The organism is Pedobacter sp. UYP1 (assembly GCF_040547305.1).
Classification (GTDB): domain Bacteria; phylum Bacteroidota; class Bacteroidia; order Sphingobacteriales; family Sphingobacteriaceae; genus Pedobacter.
On the sequence record NZ_JBEPPL010000021.1, the window covers coordinates 50,901 to 72,051 of the forward strand.

Annotated in this window: 28 protein-coding genes; 16 read left to right on the forward strand and 12 right to left on the reverse strand. The window is 37.9% G+C overall.

What is annotated here, in order from left to right:
* Positions 1-267: 267 nt before the first annotated feature.
* From ABIB30_RS25645 to ABIB30_RS25655, 3 genes are all read right to left on the reverse strand, one after another.
* The gene (locus tag ABIB30_RS25645; RefSeq protein WP_354305877.1) at positions 268-912 is read right to left on the reverse strand and encodes a hypothetical protein; all 645 of its coding nucleotides are present in this window, start codon (positions 910-912) and stop codon (positions 268-270) included.
* Positions 913-1,248: a hypothetical protein gene (locus ABIB30_RS25650; protein ID WP_354305878.1), complete on the reverse strand. Its 336-nt coding sequence runs from the start codon at positions 1,246-1,248 to the stop codon at positions 913-915.
* Positions 1,249-1,442: 194 nt separating this feature from the next.
* Entirely contained in the window at positions 1,443-2,927 is a 1,485-nt protein-coding gene (locus ABIB30_RS25655; RefSeq protein WP_354305879.1) for an aminotransferase-like domain-containing protein, read from the reverse strand.
* Between the two features lie 67 nt (positions 2,928-2,994).
* On the opposite strand from ABIB30_RS25655, the gene ABIB30_RS25660 reads away from it, so the two are divergent.
* The 5 genes from ABIB30_RS25660 to bioA are packed head-to-tail and all read left to right on the forward strand — an operon-like array spanning position 2,995 to position 7,685.
* Positions 2,995-3,600, forward strand: a complete 606-nt coding sequence (locus tag ABIB30_RS25660; protein ID WP_354305881.1) for a hypothetical protein — start codon at positions 2,995-2,997, stop codon at positions 3,598-3,600.
* A 1-nt stretch (position 3,601) separates the two neighbouring features.
* A complete protein-coding gene (locus ABIB30_RS25665; protein ID WP_354305882.1) occupies positions 3,602-4,729 on the forward strand; it encodes an aminotransferase class I/II-fold pyridoxal phosphate-dependent enzyme in 1,128 nt (375 codons plus the stop codon).
* Between the two features lie 27 nt (positions 4,730-4,756).
* On the forward strand, positions 4,757-5,389 hold the full coding sequence (gene bioD / locus ABIB30_RS25670) for a dethiobiotin synthase (RefSeq protein ID WP_354305883.1): 633 nt from the start codon (positions 4,757-4,759) through the stop codon (positions 5,387-5,389).
* A gap of 11 nt (positions 5,390-5,400) precedes the next feature.
* Complete coding sequence (gene bioB / locus ABIB30_RS25675) at positions 5,401-6,399, forward strand: biotin synthase BioB (protein WP_354305884.1); 999 nt, start codon at positions 5,401-5,403, stop codon at positions 6,397-6,399.
* Entirely contained in the window at positions 6,396-7,685 is a 1,290-nt protein-coding gene (bioA, locus tag ABIB30_RS25680; protein ID WP_354305885.1) for an adenosylmethionine--8-amino-7-oxononanoate transaminase, read from the forward strand. Before bioB ends, bioA begins: the two co-directional genes overlap by 4 nt.
* Before the next feature lie 36 nt (positions 7,686-7,721).
* Here bioA and ABIB30_RS25685 read toward each other — a convergent pair whose 3' ends face one another.
* The 5 genes from ABIB30_RS25685 to ABIB30_RS25705 form a co-directional block, all read right to left on the reverse strand.
* On the reverse strand, positions 7,722-8,594 hold the full coding sequence (locus ABIB30_RS25685) for a glycosyltransferase family 10 domain-containing protein (RefSeq protein ID WP_354305887.1): 873 nt from the start codon (positions 8,592-8,594) through the stop codon (positions 7,722-7,724).
* A 150-nt stretch (positions 8,595-8,744) separates the two neighbouring features.
* Complete coding sequence (locus ABIB30_RS25690) at positions 8,745-8,936, reverse strand: cold-shock protein (protein ID WP_068396992.1); 192 nt, start codon at positions 8,934-8,936, stop codon at positions 8,745-8,747.
* A gap of 76 nt (positions 8,937-9,012) precedes the next feature.
* The gene (locus ABIB30_RS25695) at positions 9,013-9,423 is read right to left on the reverse strand and encodes a SnoaL-like domain-containing protein (RefSeq protein ID WP_354305889.1); all 411 of its coding nucleotides are present in this window, start codon (positions 9,421-9,423) and stop codon (positions 9,013-9,015) included.
* 170 nt (positions 9,424-9,593) lie between these two features.
* The gene (locus tag ABIB30_RS25700) at positions 9,594-10,157 is read right to left on the reverse strand and encodes a hypothetical protein (protein ID WP_354305891.1); all 564 of its coding nucleotides are present in this window, start codon (positions 10,155-10,157) and stop codon (positions 9,594-9,596) included.
* A gap of 45 nt (positions 10,158-10,202) precedes the next feature.
* Positions 10,203-10,697 carry a hypothetical protein gene (locus ABIB30_RS25705; RefSeq protein WP_354305892.1) on the reverse strand — a complete coding sequence of 165 codons (495 nt, stop codon included), beginning with the start codon at positions 10,695-10,697 and terminating at the stop codon, positions 10,203-10,205.
* A gap of 146 nt (positions 10,698-10,843) precedes the next feature.
* On the opposite strand from ABIB30_RS25705, the gene ABIB30_RS25710 reads away from it, so the two are divergent.
* Both ABIB30_RS25710 and ABIB30_RS25715 read left to right on the forward strand, forming a co-directional pair.
* Positions 10,844-11,482 (forward strand): glycosyltransferase family 2 protein, encoded by a 639-nt coding sequence (locus tag ABIB30_RS25710; RefSeq protein ID WP_354305893.1) that lies wholly within the window; start codon positions 10,844-10,846, stop codon positions 11,480-11,482.
* Positions 11,483-11,527: 45 nt separating this feature from the next.
* Positions 11,528-11,860, forward strand: coding sequence for a DMT family transporter (locus ABIB30_RS25715; protein WP_354305894.1), 333 nt, complete (start codon positions 11,528-11,530; stop codon positions 11,858-11,860).
* An 8-nt stretch (positions 11,861-11,868) separates the two neighbouring features.
* Here ABIB30_RS25715 and ABIB30_RS25720 read toward each other — a convergent pair whose 3' ends face one another.
* Both ABIB30_RS25720 and ABIB30_RS25725 read right to left on the reverse strand, forming a co-directional pair.
* Entirely contained in the window at positions 11,869-12,582 is a 714-nt protein-coding gene (locus ABIB30_RS25720) for a glycosyltransferase family 2 protein (RefSeq protein WP_354305895.1), read from the reverse strand.
* A 264-nt stretch (positions 12,583-12,846) separates the two neighbouring features.
* Positions 12,847-13,704, reverse strand: a complete 858-nt coding sequence (locus ABIB30_RS25725; RefSeq protein ID WP_354305896.1) for a glycosyltransferase family 10 domain-containing protein — start codon at positions 13,702-13,704, stop codon at positions 12,847-12,849.
* 132 nt (positions 13,705-13,836) lie between these two features.
* Here ABIB30_RS25725 and ABIB30_RS25730 point away from each other — a divergent pair, with 132 nt between their 5' ends.
* Positions 13,837-14,559, forward strand: a complete 723-nt coding sequence (locus ABIB30_RS25730) for a glycosyltransferase family 2 protein (protein WP_354305897.1) — start codon at positions 13,837-13,839, stop codon at positions 14,557-14,559.
* Positions 14,560-14,577: 18 nt separating this feature from the next.
* Here the strand turns inward: ABIB30_RS25730 and ABIB30_RS25735 are convergent, their stop codons facing one another.
* Positions 14,578-15,291, reverse strand: coding sequence for a hypothetical protein (locus ABIB30_RS25735; protein ID WP_354305898.1), 714 nt, complete (start codon positions 15,289-15,291; stop codon positions 14,578-14,580).
* Between the two features lie 127 nt (positions 15,292-15,418).
* Between ABIB30_RS25735 and ABIB30_RS25740 the strand changes: the two genes are divergently transcribed.
* Positions 15,419-16,066: a glycosyltransferase family 2 protein gene (locus tag ABIB30_RS25740; protein WP_354305899.1), complete on the forward strand. Its 648-nt coding sequence runs from the start codon at positions 15,419-15,421 to the stop codon at positions 16,064-16,066.
* Here ABIB30_RS25740 and ABIB30_RS25745 read toward each other — a convergent pair.
* Complete coding sequence (locus ABIB30_RS25745; RefSeq protein WP_354305900.1) at positions 16,061-16,780, reverse strand: glycosyltransferase family 2 protein; 720 nt, start codon at positions 16,778-16,780, stop codon at positions 16,061-16,063. The two genes, ABIB30_RS25740 and ABIB30_RS25745, sit on opposite strands and share 6 nt — an antisense overlap.
* A gap of 132 nt (positions 16,781-16,912) precedes the next feature.
* Between ABIB30_RS25745 and ABIB30_RS25750 the strand changes: the two genes are divergently transcribed.
* From ABIB30_RS25750 to ABIB30_RS25780, 7 genes are all read left to right on the forward strand, one after another.
* A complete protein-coding gene (locus ABIB30_RS25750) occupies positions 16,913-17,170 on the forward strand; it encodes a hypothetical protein (protein ID WP_354305901.1) in 258 nt (85 codons plus the stop codon).
* A gap of 22 nt (positions 17,171-17,192) precedes the next feature.
* Positions 17,193-17,888, forward strand: a complete 696-nt coding sequence (locus ABIB30_RS25755; protein WP_354305902.1) for a glycosyltransferase family 2 protein — start codon at positions 17,193-17,195, stop codon at positions 17,886-17,888.
* A gap of 32 nt (positions 17,889-17,920) precedes the next feature.
* Positions 17,921-18,586, forward strand: coding sequence for a glycosyltransferase family 2 protein (locus ABIB30_RS25760; protein WP_354305903.1), 666 nt, complete (start codon positions 17,921-17,923; stop codon positions 18,584-18,586).
* The gene (locus ABIB30_RS25765; RefSeq protein WP_354305904.1) at positions 18,583-19,278 is read left to right on the forward strand and encodes a glycosyltransferase family 2 protein; all 696 of its coding nucleotides are present in this window, start codon (positions 18,583-18,585) and stop codon (positions 19,276-19,278) included. The genes ABIB30_RS25760 and ABIB30_RS25765 overlap by 4 nt, the downstream gene beginning before the upstream one ends.
* A gap of 10 nt (positions 19,279-19,288) precedes the next feature.
* On the forward strand, positions 19,289-19,579 hold the full coding sequence (locus tag ABIB30_RS25770; protein WP_354305905.1) for a hypothetical protein: 291 nt from the start codon (positions 19,289-19,291) through the stop codon (positions 19,577-19,579).
* A gap of 352 nt (positions 19,580-19,931) precedes the next feature.
* Positions 19,932-20,183 carry a hypothetical protein gene (locus ABIB30_RS25775; protein WP_354305906.1) on the forward strand — a complete coding sequence of 84 codons (252 nt, stop codon included), beginning with the start codon at positions 19,932-19,934 and terminating at the stop codon, positions 20,181-20,183.
* Positions 20,184-20,310: 127 nt separating this feature from the next.
* Complete coding sequence (locus ABIB30_RS25780) at positions 20,311-20,562, forward strand: hypothetical protein (RefSeq protein WP_354305907.1); 252 nt, start codon at positions 20,311-20,313, stop codon at positions 20,560-20,562.
* Positions 20,563-21,151 lie beyond the last annotated feature (589 nt).

Genomic DNA, 21,151 nt, shown 5'->3' on the forward strand with positions numbered 1-21,151 from the left:
GTTTTTTAATGGTGATGAAGCTATCATGTGCTACTCTATTTTGTTCATTTCGGTTGATGTACTGCTGCACATGATGGTTTCATCGGGTTATTATTGTTTTTTAATGGTGATGAAGCTATCATGTGCTACTCTATTTTGAACAATTTACACACTTTTTCAATCCTCAAATGGGTCATATGTCCCAAAATCCGGATGACTTATTTCGTTTAAACATAGAAGCCCCGCATTGCTGCAGGGCTTTCTGTGCTTAAACGAATAATTAAAAAATTATAAATACCGGGTATCAACTCCAGCCCCAGAGCCTTTAGACCCTATTCCGCTTACCGAAGCTTCAAATTTCCCTGAACCTTTGTTAAAACCAATCTTAAAGCTGGCAGTTGGGGTTGCCCATCCATAGGCCCAGGTAATTTGCGAATAACCGTTAGTCCTTTTAAAATTCTGTGCCTTAGCATCTGCCGAACCTAAAGTCATAGAGCCATTTGCTGTACAGCTGTTTGCGAATATCTTACCATCTTTATAATGGATAGCATGTGTGACCTTGATCCACCCGCGATGTGTTAAAGGCCACAAACCTTTAATAGTTAAATCAACCACGGTATAGGTTCTGGTCGCAGAAGCACTTGCTGCAGCCATAGTTTCTTTAGCTTCAGGCTGATCACTTAAATCAGCACCTTTGGAATTATCTTCGATAAGAATAATATTGGAAAGCATGTTGTCATAAATAATTCCCTGTGCATTAAATACACAGATACTAGTAAACTCTTTACCGTTACCTTTCCAGTGTATCTCTGCATAAGCCTGCCCAACTTTCACCAGGGTATCTAATGCAGAGTTTAAACTTAAAGCTACTGTTTGTGTAGTGGCATCATCTCCCATTCCAGTGGTTACTTTCTCGTCCTTAACCGCACTCAATTATTTCACTTGCAAAGACTGTTTTTCTATCCCGTTATACTGAGATACGTAACTGGTACCAGCAATAATTTGTTTGATAATTTCCTGACGGCCGGCATCGTTGATGAGCTGTCCTTTGTAGGCATAGGATACCGGTTTGACGTCTGCCTGACTGAATGTTTTATTCCAGTTTGCAAAAGCAGAATCGAGCTGCATTTTAGCTACTTTACTAATTTCACCAGCCGGAGTTTCAGTAGCAGGATTGACCTTGTCTTTCTTACAAGATGTAAAGAACAGGGAAGTGCATAGCACTGCGATCGCCATACGCGAAAGCATACTGAGTGTTTTGTTTTTCATGGTAATCAGATATATGTTTTAAATAGATACTACAAGTATGCACATTTTTTACATACAAACCAGAAGGAAAAGCATCAACAAAAACACCTATCATATTACATAAACATAAAAACAATATAAATTAAAAAATAAATCTGAATAACAGATGTTTATAAAAATAATATTATCAAATGATAACTTCAATGTTTATTATTTTAACTTTCTCTTACAGCTTGAGTTAAGATCTCAACAGCCTCTTCAAGTTCGCTGGCTGTCAAGTTCCCAAAGCCCAATCTCATCGCTGTAAAGCTATCTGTCTGGTATAATAGTTCTTGTGGGAGATGCAGGTTTCTCTTTAAACAATTTTTACTGATCCGCATCAGATTTAGCTGGGGATTCCATTTTGTCCAGACTGATAATCCGCCGGGTGGCGAAGAAAAACTCAGCTCTTCGCCAAGCCGTTTTTGTAATAAATCCACAAAAGTATCCCGGCGTTCCTGATAGATTTTCACCGCCTTTTTAAGATGGCGCTGAATCTCCTTTTCTTCCAATAATTCGGCTAGTGCCTGCTCCATTAACATATCCCCTTGCCGATCTACAAGCCTTCGGAATTTCGCCATTTCCCGGATCAGATTTTCAGGAGCAATCAAATATCCGGAACGGAAACCGGGTGCCAGTGATTTGCAAAATGAGCCAATATAAACAACCATGCCATTGGTGTCTGCACTGGCCAATGGAAGTACTGAATTTCCATTATAATGGAAGTCGTAGTCATAATCATCTTCAAGAATGATAAAGCCATAAGTGAGCGCAAGCTGCAACAATTCTACCCTGCGTTCAGCACTTAGGGTAACTGTGGTTGGGTAATGATGATGTGGAGTAAGATATAACATCCTTATTTTTTTCGTCTTGCACAATTCCCGGATGGCATCTACAGATATCCCATCTGCATCTACTGGAACGGAAATAATTTTGCCTCCGCACTGCTGAAAACACATATTGGCGAGATAATAACTCAAATCGCCAACGATAACCAGGTCTCCGGGTTCTATCAGCATACTGGACGCCATATAAATGCTCATATGAATTCCCCTGGTAGTCAGTATATTATTCTTATTAATATGAAGCCCCCTGGTATTGTTCAGATAAGATGCCAGTGTTTCTCTGAAGTATTCGTTCCCTTCCACGTGTGAATAACCAAAGTGCTTATAGTTAGTTTTACTTTTTAGAATTCCACCATAAACTTTGGATAACCTATCTAATGGAAGCAACCTGATATCCGGCAGACCGTCATTAAATTCCAGCCCCGCTGTGGAGCTAACCGTTAAAACGTCCAGCAAAATGCTTTGTTTGAAGCGATAACCGGTTTCCGCAGGATAACTAGTCAGGAACTTTTCATCATAGGTTTGCAGAGCAATATTTTCCTGCGGTCCTTTATTCCTTACAAAAGTGCCTTTATTAGGTTTTATTTCAGTCCATCCCTGAGCATCCAACTCATCATATGCAGCAATAATTGTTTTTCGGTGAACTTTCAGGTCTTCTGCCAGGCTGCGCGTTCCAGGCAGCTGAACTCCAGCTAAAAGCACGCCCCTTTGTATCGCATTAATCATTTGATGGGCAATCTGAAGGTACACCGGACGGTCTAATAACCTATCGATACGGATAACACTTGGAAAAGAAATTTGAACCGGACTACTCATAAACTTAAAACTGGTACCTATTAACTATCCGGCAAGGTAATACTTTTGGCACAAACAAATGAAATCAATGGAATTAGAGGAGCTTCTTCAACATATAGTCAGTAATGACCACCTACATGCACGCTTCCTGAATACACTCTCTTTACAGGAGAATATCGGGGCCAGGAAGATATCAGCGAATGAAAGACCGGAAACATCAACCTATATGGTTTTAAAACATGCAGCCGAAGAACACCGGCATGCCTTCTATCTGAAGAAACAAATAGCCAGACTAAATGCAGCAGCCTGCCCCACTTATGAACCGGACTACCTGCTAGCACCTTATAGCAGCAAGTATTACCTGAATAAGCTGGATCTGATGACCAGCCGTTATTTAAGGGACAATCTCCAGTTAACTGGCTCAGCATTAAAATTTGCAGCTTATTTGCTGGTAACTTATGCGATTGAGGTTCGTGCAGACCTGATTTATCCAATTTATCAGGCGGTACTAACCCAATATAAGAGCAAGGTTAGCGTACGTTCTATAATTCTGGAAGAGCAGGGCCACCTGGAAGAAATGACGGTTCAGCTCAAAAACTTTTCCACAACATGGGAGAAGCATGCAGAAAAGATTACTACTATAGAAGCGGTACTCTATCAGGATTGGATCAATGATTTAGCCAAAGCTGTATAACATGAAACTTGGCGCCAATGAGATGATGCTGGATAAATTAAAGTTAAGAAAGGCTGACGCTACTTTTCGTAGTTTAAAGAAAGAGAATAACTTATATGACTTCAGTTCAAATGATTATTTAGGTTTTTCACGCTCAGCAGAGCTGCGTCAGGCAATCGATGAGGCTTTTAAAAAGCATCCACGGGCATCAAATGGCGCAACAGGTTCAAGGTTACTTAGTGGAAATTCTGTCTTTGCAGAAGAACTGGAAAAAGAGATTGCGGGTTATCACCAGACCACAAATGGATTGATATTTAATTCTGGTTATGCTGCAAATTCAGCATTTTTTTCTTGCCTCCCACAGAAAAACGATACCATTCTTTATGATGAGTTCATCCATGCTTCGGTGATTGACGGGGCAAGATTGAGTTTTGCTACACGATACAAGTTCAGCCACAATGACCTGGAAGACCTGGAAAAGAAACTAAAAAGAAGTACTGGGGTCTGTTATGTTGCAGTTGAAAGTATCTATTCAATGGATGGAGATAGTGCCGATCTAATTGGAATTGCTGATTTATGCGCAAAGTATCAAGCGCATTTAATCGTTGATGAGGCACATGCTTTTGGCGTGACCGGAACAGGATTAGTCGACTCACTAGGAATACAACAAAAGGTATTTGCGCGCATAGTGACGTTTGGAAAAGCACTAGGCTTACATGGCTCTATTGTATTAGGCACTGATTTACTGAGAGATTACCTGATTAACTTCGCGCGCCCCTTTATATATACTACTGCCCTCCCCTTCTATCAGCTTTTAGCGTTAAAAACTGCCTACAGATATCTTTTAGCTCATTCTGGACTTCAGAGTACCTTGCAGTATAAATCGTCGCTCCTGAGAGCTAATTTACCTCCTCAGTGTCAAGCAGGATGCCACAACAATATAGGCGCGATAAATTGCATAGTCATTTCTGGTAATGCGGAAGCTATTGAATTCAGCCGCGCCTTACAAAGCAAAGGATTTGACGTACGCCCAATTCTAAGCCCTACTGTTCCCAAAGGAAGCGAGCGGCTGCGGATTTGCATACACACCCACAATACTGACAGCGAGATACTAGAATTATGCTATCATATCAAACAACTGAGTCAATAAATACAAATAACTGAGTCAATAAATTATATGCACAATAAGCCTTTATTCATCACTGGAATTGGTACCGAAGTCGGAAAAACCATTGTTTCTGCCGTGATTACTGAACAATTGAAAGCTGATTACTGGAAACCTGTACAAGCCGGAGACCTGCACAACACGGATACCGACAAGGTAAAACAGCTGATTAGCAATACAAGAACTGTTTTTCATTCCGAGACTTTTCAATTCGAGATGGCTGCATCGCCTCATCGTGCCGCAAAAAGTGAAGGAATTGAAATACGCCTTCAGGATTTCCATCTTCCCGAAACGAACAATCAGTTATTGATTGAAGGCGCAGGGGGCTTATTCGTCCCACTCTCTAATCATTTTCTGATGATTGACCTGATCAGGCTTTTAGGTGCTGAGGCTGTATTGGTGGCGAGAAATTACCTGGGCTGTATTAATCACACCCTTTTGAGTATCCATGCATTAACAAGTAAAAACATCCCTTTGAAACATCTGGTGCTCAATGGGGATTTCGATTTTGACACCCTGAATGTCCTGCTTCATCACCTGCCAAAAAATAGTACATGGAGCAAATTACCTGAATTCACAACGATCAACAGAGAAGCAATTGCAAATGCACCTTTTCAGTTTAATCCAATTCCAATTATCAATTAAATTTATTTAGCATGAACAGTAATACTACTATACGCAATGACTGGTCTATCCAGGAAATCGAAAACATTTATCACCAGCCGCTGCTGGAACTTGTTTACCAAGCCGCAACGGTGCATCGCCAATGGCATAAGGCCAGCGAAGTACAAGTTTGCACCTTGCTTTCTGTAAAAACAGGAGGCTGTCCTGAAGATTGTTCTTATTGCGGGCAAGCAGCCCGTTATCATACAGGAATTACCGTAAAAGCATTAATGTCAAAAGATGACGTAGTGGCGATTGCACAAAGAGCTAAGGATTCTGGTTCTTCTCGCTTTTGTATGGCCGCAGCCTGGCGCGAAGTACGTGATAACCGGGACTTTGAAAATATCCTCGAAATGGTACAGGGGGTAAATGAGATTGGCTTAGAGGTTTGTTGTACACTCGGTATGATTACCGAAACACAAGCTGCAAGGCTACAAGAAGCCGGGTTATATGCCTATAACCATAACCTGGACACTTCTAAAGATTACTATCAGGAAATTATCAATACGCGTACCTATGACGACCGGTTATCCACCTTGAACAATGTCAGAAAAGCAGGGATTTCTGTGTGTTCAGGTGGAATCATCGGATTGGGAGAAACGCATGCAGACCGGATTAATATGCTCCATACTTTATCAACACTGGCACAACATCCTGAGTCAGTTCCGGTAAATGCATTAGCAAGGGTGAAGGGTACGCCGTTAGCTGATTTACCAAAAGTTGACTCCTGGGAAATGGTCAGAATGATTGCTACTGCAAGAATCCTGATGCCAAAATCTATGGTCAGGTTAAGTGCCGGACGTGCAGAAATGACGACAGAAGAGCAATCCTGGTGCTTCATGGCTGGTGCCAATTCGATCTTTACCAGCGAAAGTGAAGAGTTGCTGGTTACACCAAATCCAAGATTAGATGACGACCGTAAAATGTTTGATTTGTTAGGCTTGAAGCCTATGCAAAAAGAAAAAAAATTAAACACAACTAATACAATATGAGTATAATAGAAGAAGAAACCTTAAGTTTAACTGAAAGAGATCTAAAGGTTATCTGGCATCCCTATACCCAAATGTTAAATGCAATTATCCCCACAGCGATTGTGCGTGCTGAAGGCTGTTATTTGTTTGACGAGGAAGGCAAATGCTACATAGACGCGATCTCTTCGTGGTGGGTAATTCTCCATGGTCACTCCCACCCTTATATCGCAGAACGGGTATCCGCACAAATCAAAAAACTTGATCAGGTGATTTTTGCAGGTTTCACTCATGAGCCTGCGGTTGAACTCGCTGAAAAGCTTTTAAGCCTCCTGCCTCAAAATCAGGAGAAAGTGTTTTATACAGATAACGGCTCTACGTCCGTAGAGGTGGCCTTAAAAATGTGCATGCAGTACTGGCATAATCAGGATAAGCCAAAAACCAAGGTAATGGCTTTTCACAATGGGTATCATGGCGATACTTTTGGCGCGATGTCGGTTAGTGGCCGCAGCGCCTGGACAGCTCCATTCGATGCTTATTTATTTGAAGTGTTTTACATTGATCTTCCAACAGCAGAAAATTTGCCTGAGCTGAAGAAACTGATTTCTGCGATAAGTAATCAGCTGGCGTGTTTTGTTTACGAGCCTTTGGTTCAAGGCTCTGCAGGAATGCTAATGTACGGGGCTGCTGAATTGGATGAGTTAATGAGACATTGCAGGTCGGAGCAAGTATTAATGATACAAGATGAGGTTTTTACAGGCTTTGGGCGCACGGGAAAACATTTTGCTGCTGATTATTTGGTGGAAAAACCTGATGTTATGTGCTTTTCTAAAGGTTTAACGGGAGGGACAATGCCTTTAGGAGTAACAACTTGTTCTAAAGAGATTTATAATGCTTTTCTATCTAAAGATAAGATGAAGACTTTGTTCCATGGTCATTCTTTTACAGCGAATCCTCTGGCTTGTGCTGCAGCTTCAGCGAGTATTGACTTGTTACTAATGGACGAAACTCAGCAACATATAGATCGGATTTGCCGCAAACATGCTGGTTTTATTCAAAGGATCGGGAAGCACATGCGGGTAGAATCAGCAAGACAAACGGGAACAATTCTGGCCATTGAATGGCGTACAGAGACCGGTACTTCTTATTTTGATGACCTGAGGAATTTATTATATGATTACTTTTTGAATAAGGGGATTTTAATGCGTCCGCTGGGAAACGTGATTTACATTTTACCTCCTTATTGTATCAATGATCAGGATCTTGATCGTATTTACGGAGAGATCGAAGGAGCACTGGAAATTTATTAAATTTAGAGGGGGCTTTTTGAAAGCCCCCTTTGTTTTTTATCCATAACGTTTCTCCAGGATAATCTCCTTTAGCTTTGTATACAGATTATAATGATTGAAATAAATATCTTTATTTCTTGTTGATAGCGGAGCAGGCTCTTTAATGATCTTCTTAATATCTCCTATAATATCAGGACTATCGAGATCTATTATCCTGATATAACGCTCATCGTAAATATCAGCGATGTTTGGCGCACCATTATAAATAGGAATTGTACGGCATAAAGCACAATCTACAAACTTTTCGGTCACGTAATTCCACTCGTTTGAGTTTTCGATTGCAATAGAATACTCATAGGGTAATAAGCCGGTAAATTTGTGTTCCAGCCACCCCCTAAACCTCCGGTCTTCAATTTCCAGCCGCTTTCCATAAATATCAATGTCCAGATCTGAATCCAGTATCTTGTTCAAAAGACCGATACGTTTATTATAAATCCCTACTGGTTTGTTTAAATAAGAGACAATCATGGATAGCTTTTTCTCTTTTTTAATAACTGTAGCTGCATCAAAAAATTGATAAGGGACCAGATCATGATAAAACATGTAAGAGGGAGATGTAATCACATCCCCTCCTATATGGAGCTTATGTGTTTTTTCAAATAATTCAGGATCATGAACAAGCACATAGTCACTGTGCAAGAGAAAGTCTATATATTCGTGTGCCTTACTAAATGACGGTTCCTGAATGACGGTAATTACCTTAGTTTTCGGATTGATGGGCTCATCAGTCCGGTTGAATACTACAGCATAATCATAGTCGTTTGCGATAGTAAAGGATAAATCATTGTCGTAAATAAGATAATTTGCTTTAAATCTTTTCAAGAGATTCTCTGAATCATCATAATTGGAGAGGAATTTGATCTTCGTCATAGGTATCTGTTTTTTTATAGATAACTAAGATAAAGAATGAGAAAAGCAGCGCATAGTATCTGCTTATTTTGGGACATATGACCCTGTCGGGCATAAAAAAACCGGTCCGATGAATCGGACCGGTCAAGGTCAATTATATAGTTAATAAACTTAAACTAACTGAACATTAATTGCGTTAAGACCTTTACGGCCTTCTTCTACATCATAAGTAACTTTATCGTTCTCACGGATGCTAGCCATAAGGCCTGTTGAATGAACAAAGATTTCACTGTCGCCATTTGCTGGTACGATAAATCCGAAACCTTTAGTTTCATTAAAAAATTTTACTACTCCTTCTTGCATTGTATTATTATTATAAATATTCACAAATGTAATTATATATTTTTATATACTATTAAAAAAACGAATAATATTTTTCTCAGCAGGCTAAAACGGCCGTAGTGTTATAGTTAAAAAAGCGCTCATACACAATTTTACCCTCTTTCACTTCAAATACCCATGATCCGTTCAAAGTGCTCCTGCCAATATCTTTATTGATTACATCCATTTTTAGTCTCAAACAAAAATATTCTCCAACTACCAATAGTTCAGAGATCTCTGCAGCACTGGTTTGTTCCATCTTCCTGGCATACAGAAAGCCCGGGGTTTGGTGAATAGTTTTGTCTGAATAGAACGCTTTAATAGCGTCATCATTTCTACCTTCCCGCCAGAATTGAATGAATTTATCCGCAACTTCCTGAGTATCATTATTGATTAATTTTGATAAACAATTGATTAAATAGCTGAAAGTACAAAAGAAACACGAACCATCAAACAAACACTTAAACAATAGATTATCAATTATTTACCAAATAAAAAAAAACTAATATGTTTTAGTTTTTCTGAATAATCGATATAGCTTTATACAATAATTCTTTAAATTATATTTTGCGCCTGAATTTTTATGGTAATGGCGGTACTTGTAGTATCTTCCGTAATTAAATCTGTTGATGTATCCCATTAATATAGTCCTAAAGCGATTTCTACCTGATTGTCCTTAATCAAATCCAGGTTATTGAGTTGTTGTGCCATATATATACTAGTTAATCTTCCTGTTCCTTCAACCGCTACATATGGCCCGATCTTATCTACGGCCAAAAGAGTAATTCCTTGTAGTTTAACTTCTCTGTCTTTCAATGCATTGTAGATACCGGTAACCCGAGGGTCCAGAAATGGCATTTCGTTAATGTTTTTAGCTGCATCTGCAACCAGATAAGACCCATCTGTATTCCGTTCCCAGCCCGGCAGCTGCAGGGTATAAACCATATCCAGATCTGATCTGTTAATTTCCAATATTGCTTTATACCATTTAACATATAAGGAAATCGAGTCTACCAAGCTCTGCTTAAACTCCAATACTGTACCTATTCCCTCCCTTTCCAGATAGCGGTTGCCTGAAAAGAGCATTTTCATAGTCTCTTCTCTTCCTGATTCGTAAAGTGGATTATAGAATTCTGAATATACCTCCCCTATTGCCCATCTTCTGAGGACTTCATGCCGGTCAATTTTTTCTATTAATTTCATCTGATTGATTTAATGGGCTATTTGATACTGAAAGAGAAAAAGGCGCTATTGCCAGGTAAAGTCTATCCTTTCGAATAATTTGGGGGTTCCCATGTTGTTGGGCAATTCCACTACATTGATAAAGAAATTTGTTTCAGCAATGTATAGTGGTACCCTGAATACAGTCTGCTCTTCAAAGTCTGGTTCTTCACTTATTGGTGTAACATCGAAGGCGATCCTTCCATAACTTAACTGAAATAGTTTCCGGTCTTTGCCATAACCTGCGGGTATGCATTGCAGAGATTGAATCCTTTCTGCAAGATCAGGAAGTATCCATCTGATGGGGTTAAAATACAATACATAAAACAGGGCAGGAAGATAAAGGAACTGGTGTCTGAAAAATTCACTAAGGCGTTCTCCTTCGGCCAGTGTTTTAGGCATAAAATACACATACTGTGGAATGGCAGTTTCTTCAAAAGGATACATAATTACTCCATCAATAGGCTTTAAAATACGGTTTCTGGCTTCTGCATAGGCTAAAAAGGATGTCATACTACTCATAAACTGCTGTTAATTTAGTGTTGGATTTCACGGTCAGTTCCAAGTTACAAAGAAATCGAAAGCGTAATCAGGTGATTGGGTTTTTGGGACTTTTGACCCTAAAAACAGGGGGCAATCATTTTTAAATTGAGATCAAATAAATCATTATGGAACAACCATTAGTTAGCTGTATTATGCCGACTGCCAACAGGCATAAATACATTCCTTTTGCAATAGATTATTTCTTACAACAGGATTATCACCATGCTGAATTAGTCATTATTGATGATGGCAAGGAGTCTATTGCTCCTTTATTGCCCAATATTCCGAACATCCGGTATTTTCACACCTCTCCACCAGGTACAATAGGAGCAAAACGCAATTATGCTTGTGAAAAGGCAAAAGGTGAGATCATTGTACATTGGGATGATGATGATTGGTATGCGTATGACTGGATTAGCCAGCAGGTTAATTTTCTGCTGAGCTCCGGGGCAGACATCTGCGGAATCAAACATATTCACCATTATTCTGCGATCATGCAAGCATTTTGGCAGGGTGATGCAGAGAATAGGAATAACCCAAATTCAAAGCCTTTTCTTGCAGGTGCCACTATGGTATACCGAAAGTCTTTTTGGGAACAGCATCCTTTTGAGGATTTACAGAAAGGAGAAGATGAGGGGTTTGTACAAACTCCTGGAGCTAAAATATTTGCTCATGATTATATTGATGGGTTTATAGCTATGCTGCATCCTGATAATACAACTATTAAATCATTCGAAAACCGCAATCACAAAAAGAACCGTTAACCAATCCTGAATATATTCAGGATATTCGCAGGTAACTACCTCCTTATGAAAACATATATATTCTTATTCCTTGCTATCATTTCAGAGATTATAGCAACTACCGCTTTAAAGGCATCAGAGGAATTTACCAGGCTATGGCCCTCTGTTATTGTGATTTTTGGTTATGCCATTGCTTTTTATTTTCTCAGCCTGACTTTAAGGAAAATGGATCTTGGTATTGCTTACGCGGTCTGGTCTGGTGTGGGTATAGTGTTGGTTACAGCATTGGGAGCCATTTTTTACAAGCAAAAGCCAGATATGCCAGCTGTTATTGGCATTGTACTTGTTATAATCGGTGTAATTGTTATTAACTTATTCTCAAAAAATTCCGGACACTAAGCCTGGAATTACACACAGGTCCAGCCCGCCATTTTTCTGTGGTTCCATTTTTTCTCCAGATAAAAGAATTCGCTGGCAGCAATTGCAGCTTCTTCTGCCTGTTGATCTAACGTACAGCTATCCAGATGATCTACTATAGAAGATGAAATCAGTGCATGTCTGAGTTTTAATGCAGCCAGTGTATTTGCATAGTCATTATCAGCACACCAGAATTGATAGTTTTCATCCAATTTTCCAGTAAGCCTGAAAACATCACGTTTCAAAAAGAGACACCATCCTGCAACTTCATACCTGCTGCGGTAGCCTGGATAAATACCATTATCCTGCTCAAATCCCATTTTTGGATGATGAAAAGAACAGAAAGGAGATGCGCTTGACAGGTCATAGTATTTATGGAAGGATTTTAATATTTCAGTAGCCCAGCCTGGGTGGAAATGGAGGTCGTTGTTGCACAGGCAAACGTATTTGGAAGAAGTTATATCAACTCCGATATTCATGTATCTATGGTAACCAAATGCTTCTTCAGGGTATATGGTAGTGGTATTTTCGTATTGGAAGGGTTTCATTTCTTGCTGTGATTCCATTACAACTACGTTAAACTTGATAGTTTCCTGATCTTCTGAGGCCATCAAAGAATTAATGCAGTGCTGGGTAATCAATTGCAATTCTTCGCTCTGCGCGAAGCTTAAAATAATAACGTCAATTTCGGTCTTGCTTTTCATAGGTACCTGTATTTGTTATCACAAGTTACAAACAAAATCAGAGGGTTATCCTCAGTCTTGTATTTGGGGACATTTGACCCATTTAAACTGAACAGTTGTTATTTATCTTCAGGTCAAAACAAAAGTTATGTCAAGGTTCATCAAAATCATCTTATTTGTATTGCTGCTGGCAATAATCGTATATCTATGTGTGTGTTTGTATCGGGTGGGCACAAAACCGGAACCTCATCAAAAAACAAATCCACCATCGATATATGCGGGCTATTAACCATATATAATTTCTTTCAATTTGGTATACAGATTGTACTCATTGAAGTAAATATCTTTATTTATGGATGAACCAGGCGCTGGATGAGCAATGATCTCTCTAATATCCTGAACGATATAAGGGCTGTCCAGCTCTATTGTTCTATAGTAACGCTGATCATATACTTCTGAAATGTTTGGTGCACCGTTATAAATAGGTGTGGTGTTGCATAGCACACAGTCTACAAATTTTTCAGTAATATAATTCTTCTCATTGCAGTTTTCTATACCTATAGAATATTCATAGGGTAATAAACCAGTGTGTTTGTATTTCAGATCCCCTTTATATCTTGAATCGTGTATATTCAGGCCACGGCCGTAGACATCAATATCCAGATCAGATTCCAGCATATTCATTAATACCTCTATCCTTTTCTGGTAATTGGCCTTACTGGAGTATAACCCCGATACAATCATAGAGAGTTTTTTTTCTTTTTTAATTTGCCAGGTCTGATTATAAAAGGCATGGTCTACACGATCATGGTAAAACATATAAGTGGGAGACTCAATGATCTTTCCTCCTAGTTTCACCTTGTTGGTTCTTTCAAACAATTCCTGGTCATGGACAATGATATGGTCACTGTTGGTCAAAAAGAATTTATTTTGATGTGCCTCACTCCAGGAAGGTTCCTGAATTACTGTAATAATTTTAGCTCCGGTTTTCAGGGGGGCATTGGCTCTGTTAAAAACAATAGCATAGTCGTAATCATCGGCGGCTGTAAAAGTTAATGAGGCATCATTTATTTTATAGTTTGCTTTGAATCTTGTGATCAGGTTCTCAGAAACCTCATAGTCGGAAAAAAATCTAATCTTCATCGTTTATAATTTTGCTTATTCCTAAGTTAAAAATTAGCGGACTGAATAGTGTTGGCAGCCAGATTATGGGACTTTTGGCCCTATCATTAGGTGTGAATCCTTTTTAAATTGTGAGATAAAAGAGAGGAAATCATGAAAATTAAATTATCACACCCGCTAATTTCCTGTATATGTATTACAGCGCACAGACCTGGGCTATTGCTTAAGGCAATAGTTAGTTTTGATACCCAGAATTATCCAAACAGAGAGTTGGTTATTTCTTATCCGAAAGAGGATAAAGAGACGAAAAATCTGATCGATAGCATATTAGAGGTATCAGATTTGAGAATTGTCCGGCTACAGCGTAAAGGAAACGAGTCATTGGGGGAAGCAAGGAATCATGCCATTGCCAATTGCAATGGAGATTATATTTGTTTATGGGATGATGACGACTGGTACCATGCCAGGAGATTAGCCCATCAGTACAACACCATGCGGACTAAAGGGCAATTTCATGAGGCAAGTATGTTAACACGTGTCATGTTATTTGATGCGGCCTCACAAAAAGGATATCTTTCTTTTCCTTATCTATGGTGTGGAAGTCTTTTATGCAAAAAGAATATTATTACGCAACATCCATTTGCACATAGTAATGTAGCTGAAGATACACAGGTAATCAAATATCTGGAATCAAAAAAACTACTGGATTATATTTCGGACAGCGCCTTTCTTTATCTTTATGTTTACCATGGGAACAATGCTTTGAGCTATTTTCATTTCTCTTATTATTTAAATAAAAGTGAGCAACTGGATCAAGAGAGCACAAATTGGATGCGTAGTCTTTTGGATGTCAAGGTTGAGGTATTACCCTCCTGATTTATGATGCCAGCTTTATCATTTCAACCGCGCTGCCCAGAATGGATAAGGCTGGCCTTCTCTGATAAAGTCAAGAAAATAGGTTTCATCAGGAATAATTTCCGATTGATATGTTTTCCTCAATATACTGAATATACTTTGATCATGCCGATGGTCAATAAACTCAGGATACTGTGCCGTATCATCTTTGTCATCTGTAAATAGCGATGGATTTTCACATAAGGCTGCATACCATTTGTTAACAAGGTGAGCAGCATGCTGACATTTCTTTAACATGATCACTGTAGCCATCAACTGATTAGAATGGATCACATTTTGTGATGGACTAAAGTGATCAAAGACTTCTTGTTTTGTATATTCTATTTCCTTGTGTGGTAACTCAAAGCTTATACAACCAGTTTCTGATTGGGTTAGTAGTTTAATGTATTCTTTAAACCGCTTACTGCCATTGCTATTAATCATACAGCCTGCATCGCAATAAATTAAAATATCATCGTCATCGAGAGATCCAAGTACCCTTTGTATCAAATATGGCTTCCAAATCCAATATCCAGCTCCTCTTGGTTGATTGAGGATGATTTCACGAAAGTGTTTATTGAATGTGGGTTCAAGATCCTCCGGACTAAAAATAACAACTTCGTCGAAAAAAGAAGAAGCCTGCGCCGTTCTTTTAAAAAATTCTTTTTGTGTATCATATTTAGAATCACCATAGCTCATTAGATATATTTTCATATTCTATATTTTCAACAAGTTACAATAAGTAAGAATGTCAGTATAGTATTAAAACATTTTGGGACTTTTGACCCTATCGCCCCCCCTCAAACCTAACTAAATTAGGCATATACAACTCATTAGCATTATGAATCAACCCCTCGTATCCTGCATTATGCCTACGGCAAACAGACAGAAATATATACCACTTGCATTAAATCATTTTTTAAAGCAAGATTATAGCAATTCAGAACTGATTATTGTGGATGATGGAACGGAATCAATAGCTCCTCTGCTACCAGATGATTGCCGGATCAGGTATTTTTATACAGATCCTATAGGAACAGTTGGAGCAAAAAGAAATTATGCGTGTAATCTTGCAAAAGGAGAAGTAATCATGCATTGGGATGATGATGATTTTTATGCTCCGGACTGGATTAGTAAACAGTTTGATCATCTGAAAACATCTGGAGCTGATGTTTGTGGCATAGAACATACTCATTTTTTCTCCCCTGTAACTGACACTTTATGGATGGGAACCGCGATGAACAGGAATAATCCGTCAAATCCAAACCAATGGCTAAATGGAGCAACTTTAGCTTATAAGAAAGCTTTCTGGGCAGATAATCCGTTCAAAGATTTACAAACCGGAGAGGATGATAATTTCATTTCAAAACCAGGAGCAATAATTTTTGCACATGATTACATTGATGGGTTTGTAGCTGTTTTACATCCACGGAATACAACGGTTAAATATTTTGAAAATCCTAAACATAAAGCCAGGACTGGGTCATAATAAAACCCAGTCCTGGCCTGTTCTGTACTTCCACTTTTTATCGAAATAAATGGACTCACCTTCTGTAAGTTGTTCCTGTCTTTCTGGTGTCTGATTATTCAGCGTTTTATTTTCCAGGTGATCTACAAAGGAAGAGGTAACTAACATATGGTTTAATTTTAGCATCCAAAGGGTGTTGGAGTAATCATTGTCTGCACACCAGAATTTATAGTTTCTATCTAATTGCCCTGTTAAACGTAATACATCACGTTTAAGAAAGAGACACCATCCTGCAACTTCATTTCTGATACGATGGCCTAATTTAGGTCCATCGTTCTTTTTAAATCCCATTTTAGGATGGTGTAAAGTACAAAGTGGAGACGCGCTGGAAAGATCTATAAAATGATCAAAGGTTTTAAGGATTTCTGTTGCCCACTGAGGATGAAAAACCAAATCATTGTTGCAAAGACAGATGTATGGAGCTGATGTCATTTTAATTCCAATATTCATATAATCGTGATAGCCAAATTCCTGATCTGGATAAATCGTTCTTGTTTTTTCATATTGGAAAGGCTTTATTGATTTCTCTGATTCAACGACAATTACATTGAATTTAATTTCTTCAGGATTTTCAGATAACATCAATGATTTGACGCAATCTACAGTGACTGCTTTTAATTCATCTGTTTGTGCATAACTTAAAATAATGATATCAATTTCTACTTTATCTTTCATTGTTTAAATCTATTTTCGACAAGTTACAAAGAAATCAAAATGCCGGGTAATGGCTTAAACTTTTGGGACATTTGACCCTATTACTGCCACGTTGATTCACGTAATTTTAGCCTAAACATTAAAAATTTCATTATGGCTAGATCATGGTATGCTTTTATTCCGGGTGGTGACCCAACTGACATTGAGAGATATTGGAAGGTAACAGTTAAACATTCCTGTTTATGTGGAAATCAAATTTGTGCAATTTATGCAAAAGGTTTAGGGGTTAATCCAGACATTCCTCTTTCTCCGAATATGTATAAATATATTAAGAATGCACTTATAACTGGTCAATTGCAGCCAGAAACTCCCATAGATAGTAAAAAATACGTGTATCTGAAGTTTATTTAAATTCTGGCTTAAATATTTTCTTATGACTCAATCTTATCCTTTGATTTCCTGTATCTGTGCAACGAATAACAGACCTGAACAGCTCAAAACAGCTATATCTTGCTTCGCAACACAGAATTATCCAAACAAAGAGTTAGTAATTTCTTTCCCAAAGAATGACCTTTCTACTAAAGCGATGATTGAAAGTATACGACAAGATGAAAGTTTGAAAATAATGCTAATAGAACGTCCAGTAGATGAATCTTTAGGAAATGCCAGAAACAATATGATTGCCAAATGCTTAGGAGATTACGTTTGTATATGGGATGATGATGATTGGTACCATCCCAGTAGATTAACTTATCAATTCAACAGCATGCAAATTGTTGGACAGCGTTACCAGGCAAGCATACTCTCACGCATTTTACTCTATGATGCAACCACAAAAAAAGCTTACCAATCTTTTTCTTATACATGGGATGGAACTATATTATGTCGTAAGGAAATATTATTACAGAATCAGTATGCCAATGCTAATCTTGGTGAAGACACACATGTTATAACATTTTTATCAGGAAGAAAGCTTTTATACCGAATAGAAGATGCTCCATTCTTATATGTTTATATCTATCATGGAACAAACTCATGGAACTATAAACATTTTAAATATTTCATAGATAATAGTTTGCTATTGGATGAAGAACTAACAGATAGCATAATTAAAACAATAAATAATTGACCAATCAAGCTTAATTCTTAAAAAACAATTTTATGATAGACCTACCTCTTATCTCCTGTATTATGCCTACGGCAAACAGACAAAAATTCATTCCTTTTGCTATTGATTATTTTTTGAAACAGGATTATCTCAATGCGGAGCTCGTTATTGTAGATGATGGCATCAATTCTGTCGCTTCTTTAATACCAGATCACCCAAAAATCAAATATTTTTACACTGAACCTTTGGGAACCATTGGTATTAAGCGGAATTATGCTTGTGAGAAAGCTTCAGGAGAAATCATCATGCATTGGGATGATGATGATTATTATGCACCTGATTGGATTAGCAGACTAACAGACGCATTGCTGAATTCAGAAGCGGATATAGCAGGCCTTAACCGCGTAGTTTTTTATTCTCCATCTGTAGATAAACGCTGGATGTATGAAGATCGGGATTCAGATAAGCCTTGGTTATGCGGTGCTACAATGACTTATAGAAAATCTTTTTGGCAAGAACATCCTTTTATTGATCTGCAAGTTGGTGAAGATTATGATTTTGTATGGAATTCTGGTGCCAAAATAGTTGCACTCGACTATTTGCAGGGCTTTGTAGCTATCTTACATGCACATAACACAAGTATTAAACCTGTTGAAAATCCTAAGCATAAAAAACATGCTACAGGTTGGGATGAACCAGATGAAGAAAAAGAATCATGAGCGCGCCTTTGGTTTCCTGCATTATGCCTACTGGTAATCGCCCCAATTTTGTTGTATTGGCAGTTGAACATTTTCTGAACCAGGATTTTAGAAATGCAGAACTTATTATCATAGATGATGGAAAAAATTCAGTCAGATCTTTATTACCTGACCATCATCGTATTAAATACTTTTATACTGAACCTTTAGGTAGTATCGGACTTAAGAGAAATTTTGCCTGTAAGAAGGCACAGGGAGAAATTATTATGCATTGGGATGATGATGATTGGTATGCGTATAATTGGATCACCAAATCAGTTAATTTTTTAAGTGAATCTAGAGCGGATATAGTGGGATTGAGCCAGATTATTTTTTTTTCTCCAAGAGCTGGTAAATTTTGGAGATACGCTGGAGACCATTCAGAGCATCCATGGTTGGCCGGAGCCACAATGGCTTATAAAAAATCATTCTGGCAAAGTCATCCATTTAAAGATTTACAAATTGGAGAAGATTATGATTATGCATGGAATACTGGTGCCACAATTTACGCCCATGATTATTCGGACGGTTTTATTGCAACATTACATAATTCAAATACAACTTTAAAACCTTTTGAAGACCCAAGACATAAAAGAGAATATGCCAGTAACTGGATGGATGTTAGTTTTGAGGGGAAAACCGAAAACCCTAAAAAGAGTAGGTATTATCATTAAAAAAATTTCTATGCCCTGGTATCAATTTATTAACAATGAAATGGACATTTGTGACCCAGAAAGCTACAAAATTCTGGATAAAGCACCAGACACAGCAGATGGCCCTTACTTATCCGCTATTTTTGCAGATGAATTACCTGATGATCCAGATCGCAGGCCTGATATTGAAGGAACTCCTGGATTGCTCATCTATATTATTCGTGCATTGGCTAAGGGCAAGGGTCAGCCATCTTCAAGTTTTCCCCCTGTTCCATTAGAAGTAAGAATGTCCGCTGAACCTGCAAAAGGTACTTTAAAGTAGCCTGTTTAAATAACAAAATTTAAACCCTCTTGATTGAGGTTTTTTTTTTTTAAAAAAATAAAGGTGATTACAGTTGGGGACTACTGACCCTAGCAAAGCAGAACTCGTCTTCGTAAATTAGTACTATGAAATCATTGATAAGTTACTTGCTTTATCATCCGGAAGGTAAAGTAAGTATAAATTAAATTCAGAGAAAGCTTTCAATTGTCTGCAGCAATAAAGCACTGATTCAATTAATTGTACAAGCTAACTTATATAATGATTAATCCTGGGGAAGCCGAAAACCTTAAATAGAGTAGGCACTAATTAAAGTTTTTTGATCTCTTTTTGATAGACAAAAGAATCATTTATTATGGCAAGAGCATGGTATTCATATAATGGAATTGGTGACCCTTTATTAATTGCAAGTTATATTTTCGCACCTATTAAGCCAGCATGTTTGAATGGTGTTAACATTTGTTCGATTTATACTCCAAATGGTGGACCAAATCCATCGGTATTATCTGCTAATATCAGGAATTATATCGCCAATACATTATCAACACTGGTAGCACAGCCTGATGCAAATCCGGGCCTTAAAAAATACGTTTACGGTAAAAACTAATTTAATGCTGTTTCAAACCATTTGGCGTAATGCCAAATGGTTTATGGGGAAGCTGAAAACCTTAAATAGAGTAAGCACTAATTAAAGTTTTTTGATCTCTTTTTGATAGATAAAAGAATCATTTATTATGGCAAGAGCATGGTATTCATATAATGGAATTGGTGACCCTTTATTAATTGCAAGTTATATTTTCGCACCTATTAAGCCAGCATGTTTGAATGGTGTTAACATTTGTTCGATTTATACTCCAAATGGTGGACCAAATCCATCGGTATTATCTACTAATATCAGGCATTATATCGCCAATACATTATCAACACTGGTAGCACAGCCTGATGCAAATCCGGGCCTTAAAAAATACGTTTACGGTAAAAACTAATTCAATACTGTTTCTAGACCATTTGGCTCAATGCCAAATGGTCTTATGGGGAAGTTGAAAACCTAAAATAGAGTAAGCATAAAATAAAGTTTTTTGATCTCTTTTTGATTCACAAAAGCATCATATATTATGGCAAAAGCATGGTACGTTTACGATGGGATGGGAAGTCCATTTCTAATCAGCAGTTATAATTTCATAGGTAATAAACCTACTTGCGTCAACGGATGTAAAGTCTGTGCAATATATGCACCAAACGGTGGACCAACACCATCAGTTTTATCAAATAATATACGGCTATATATTATTAACCTGATGGCGTCACCTATATCGCAACCCACAGAACCCGTAGGAACAAAAAACTACGTTTATGGAAAAAATTGCTAATTAATATAATGATGGGAAAACCGAAAACCACAAACAGAGTAGGTATTAAATAAAGTTTTTTGATCTCTTTTTGATAGATAAAAGAATCATGGATTATGGCAAGATCATGGTGTCCGTTCCTGAAAAGAGTTTACATAAGAAAGTTTTTCAAAACAGAAAAATGAGTATAAAAGACGAAAAGCCGAATAAAGGCAAAGGGGGTAGA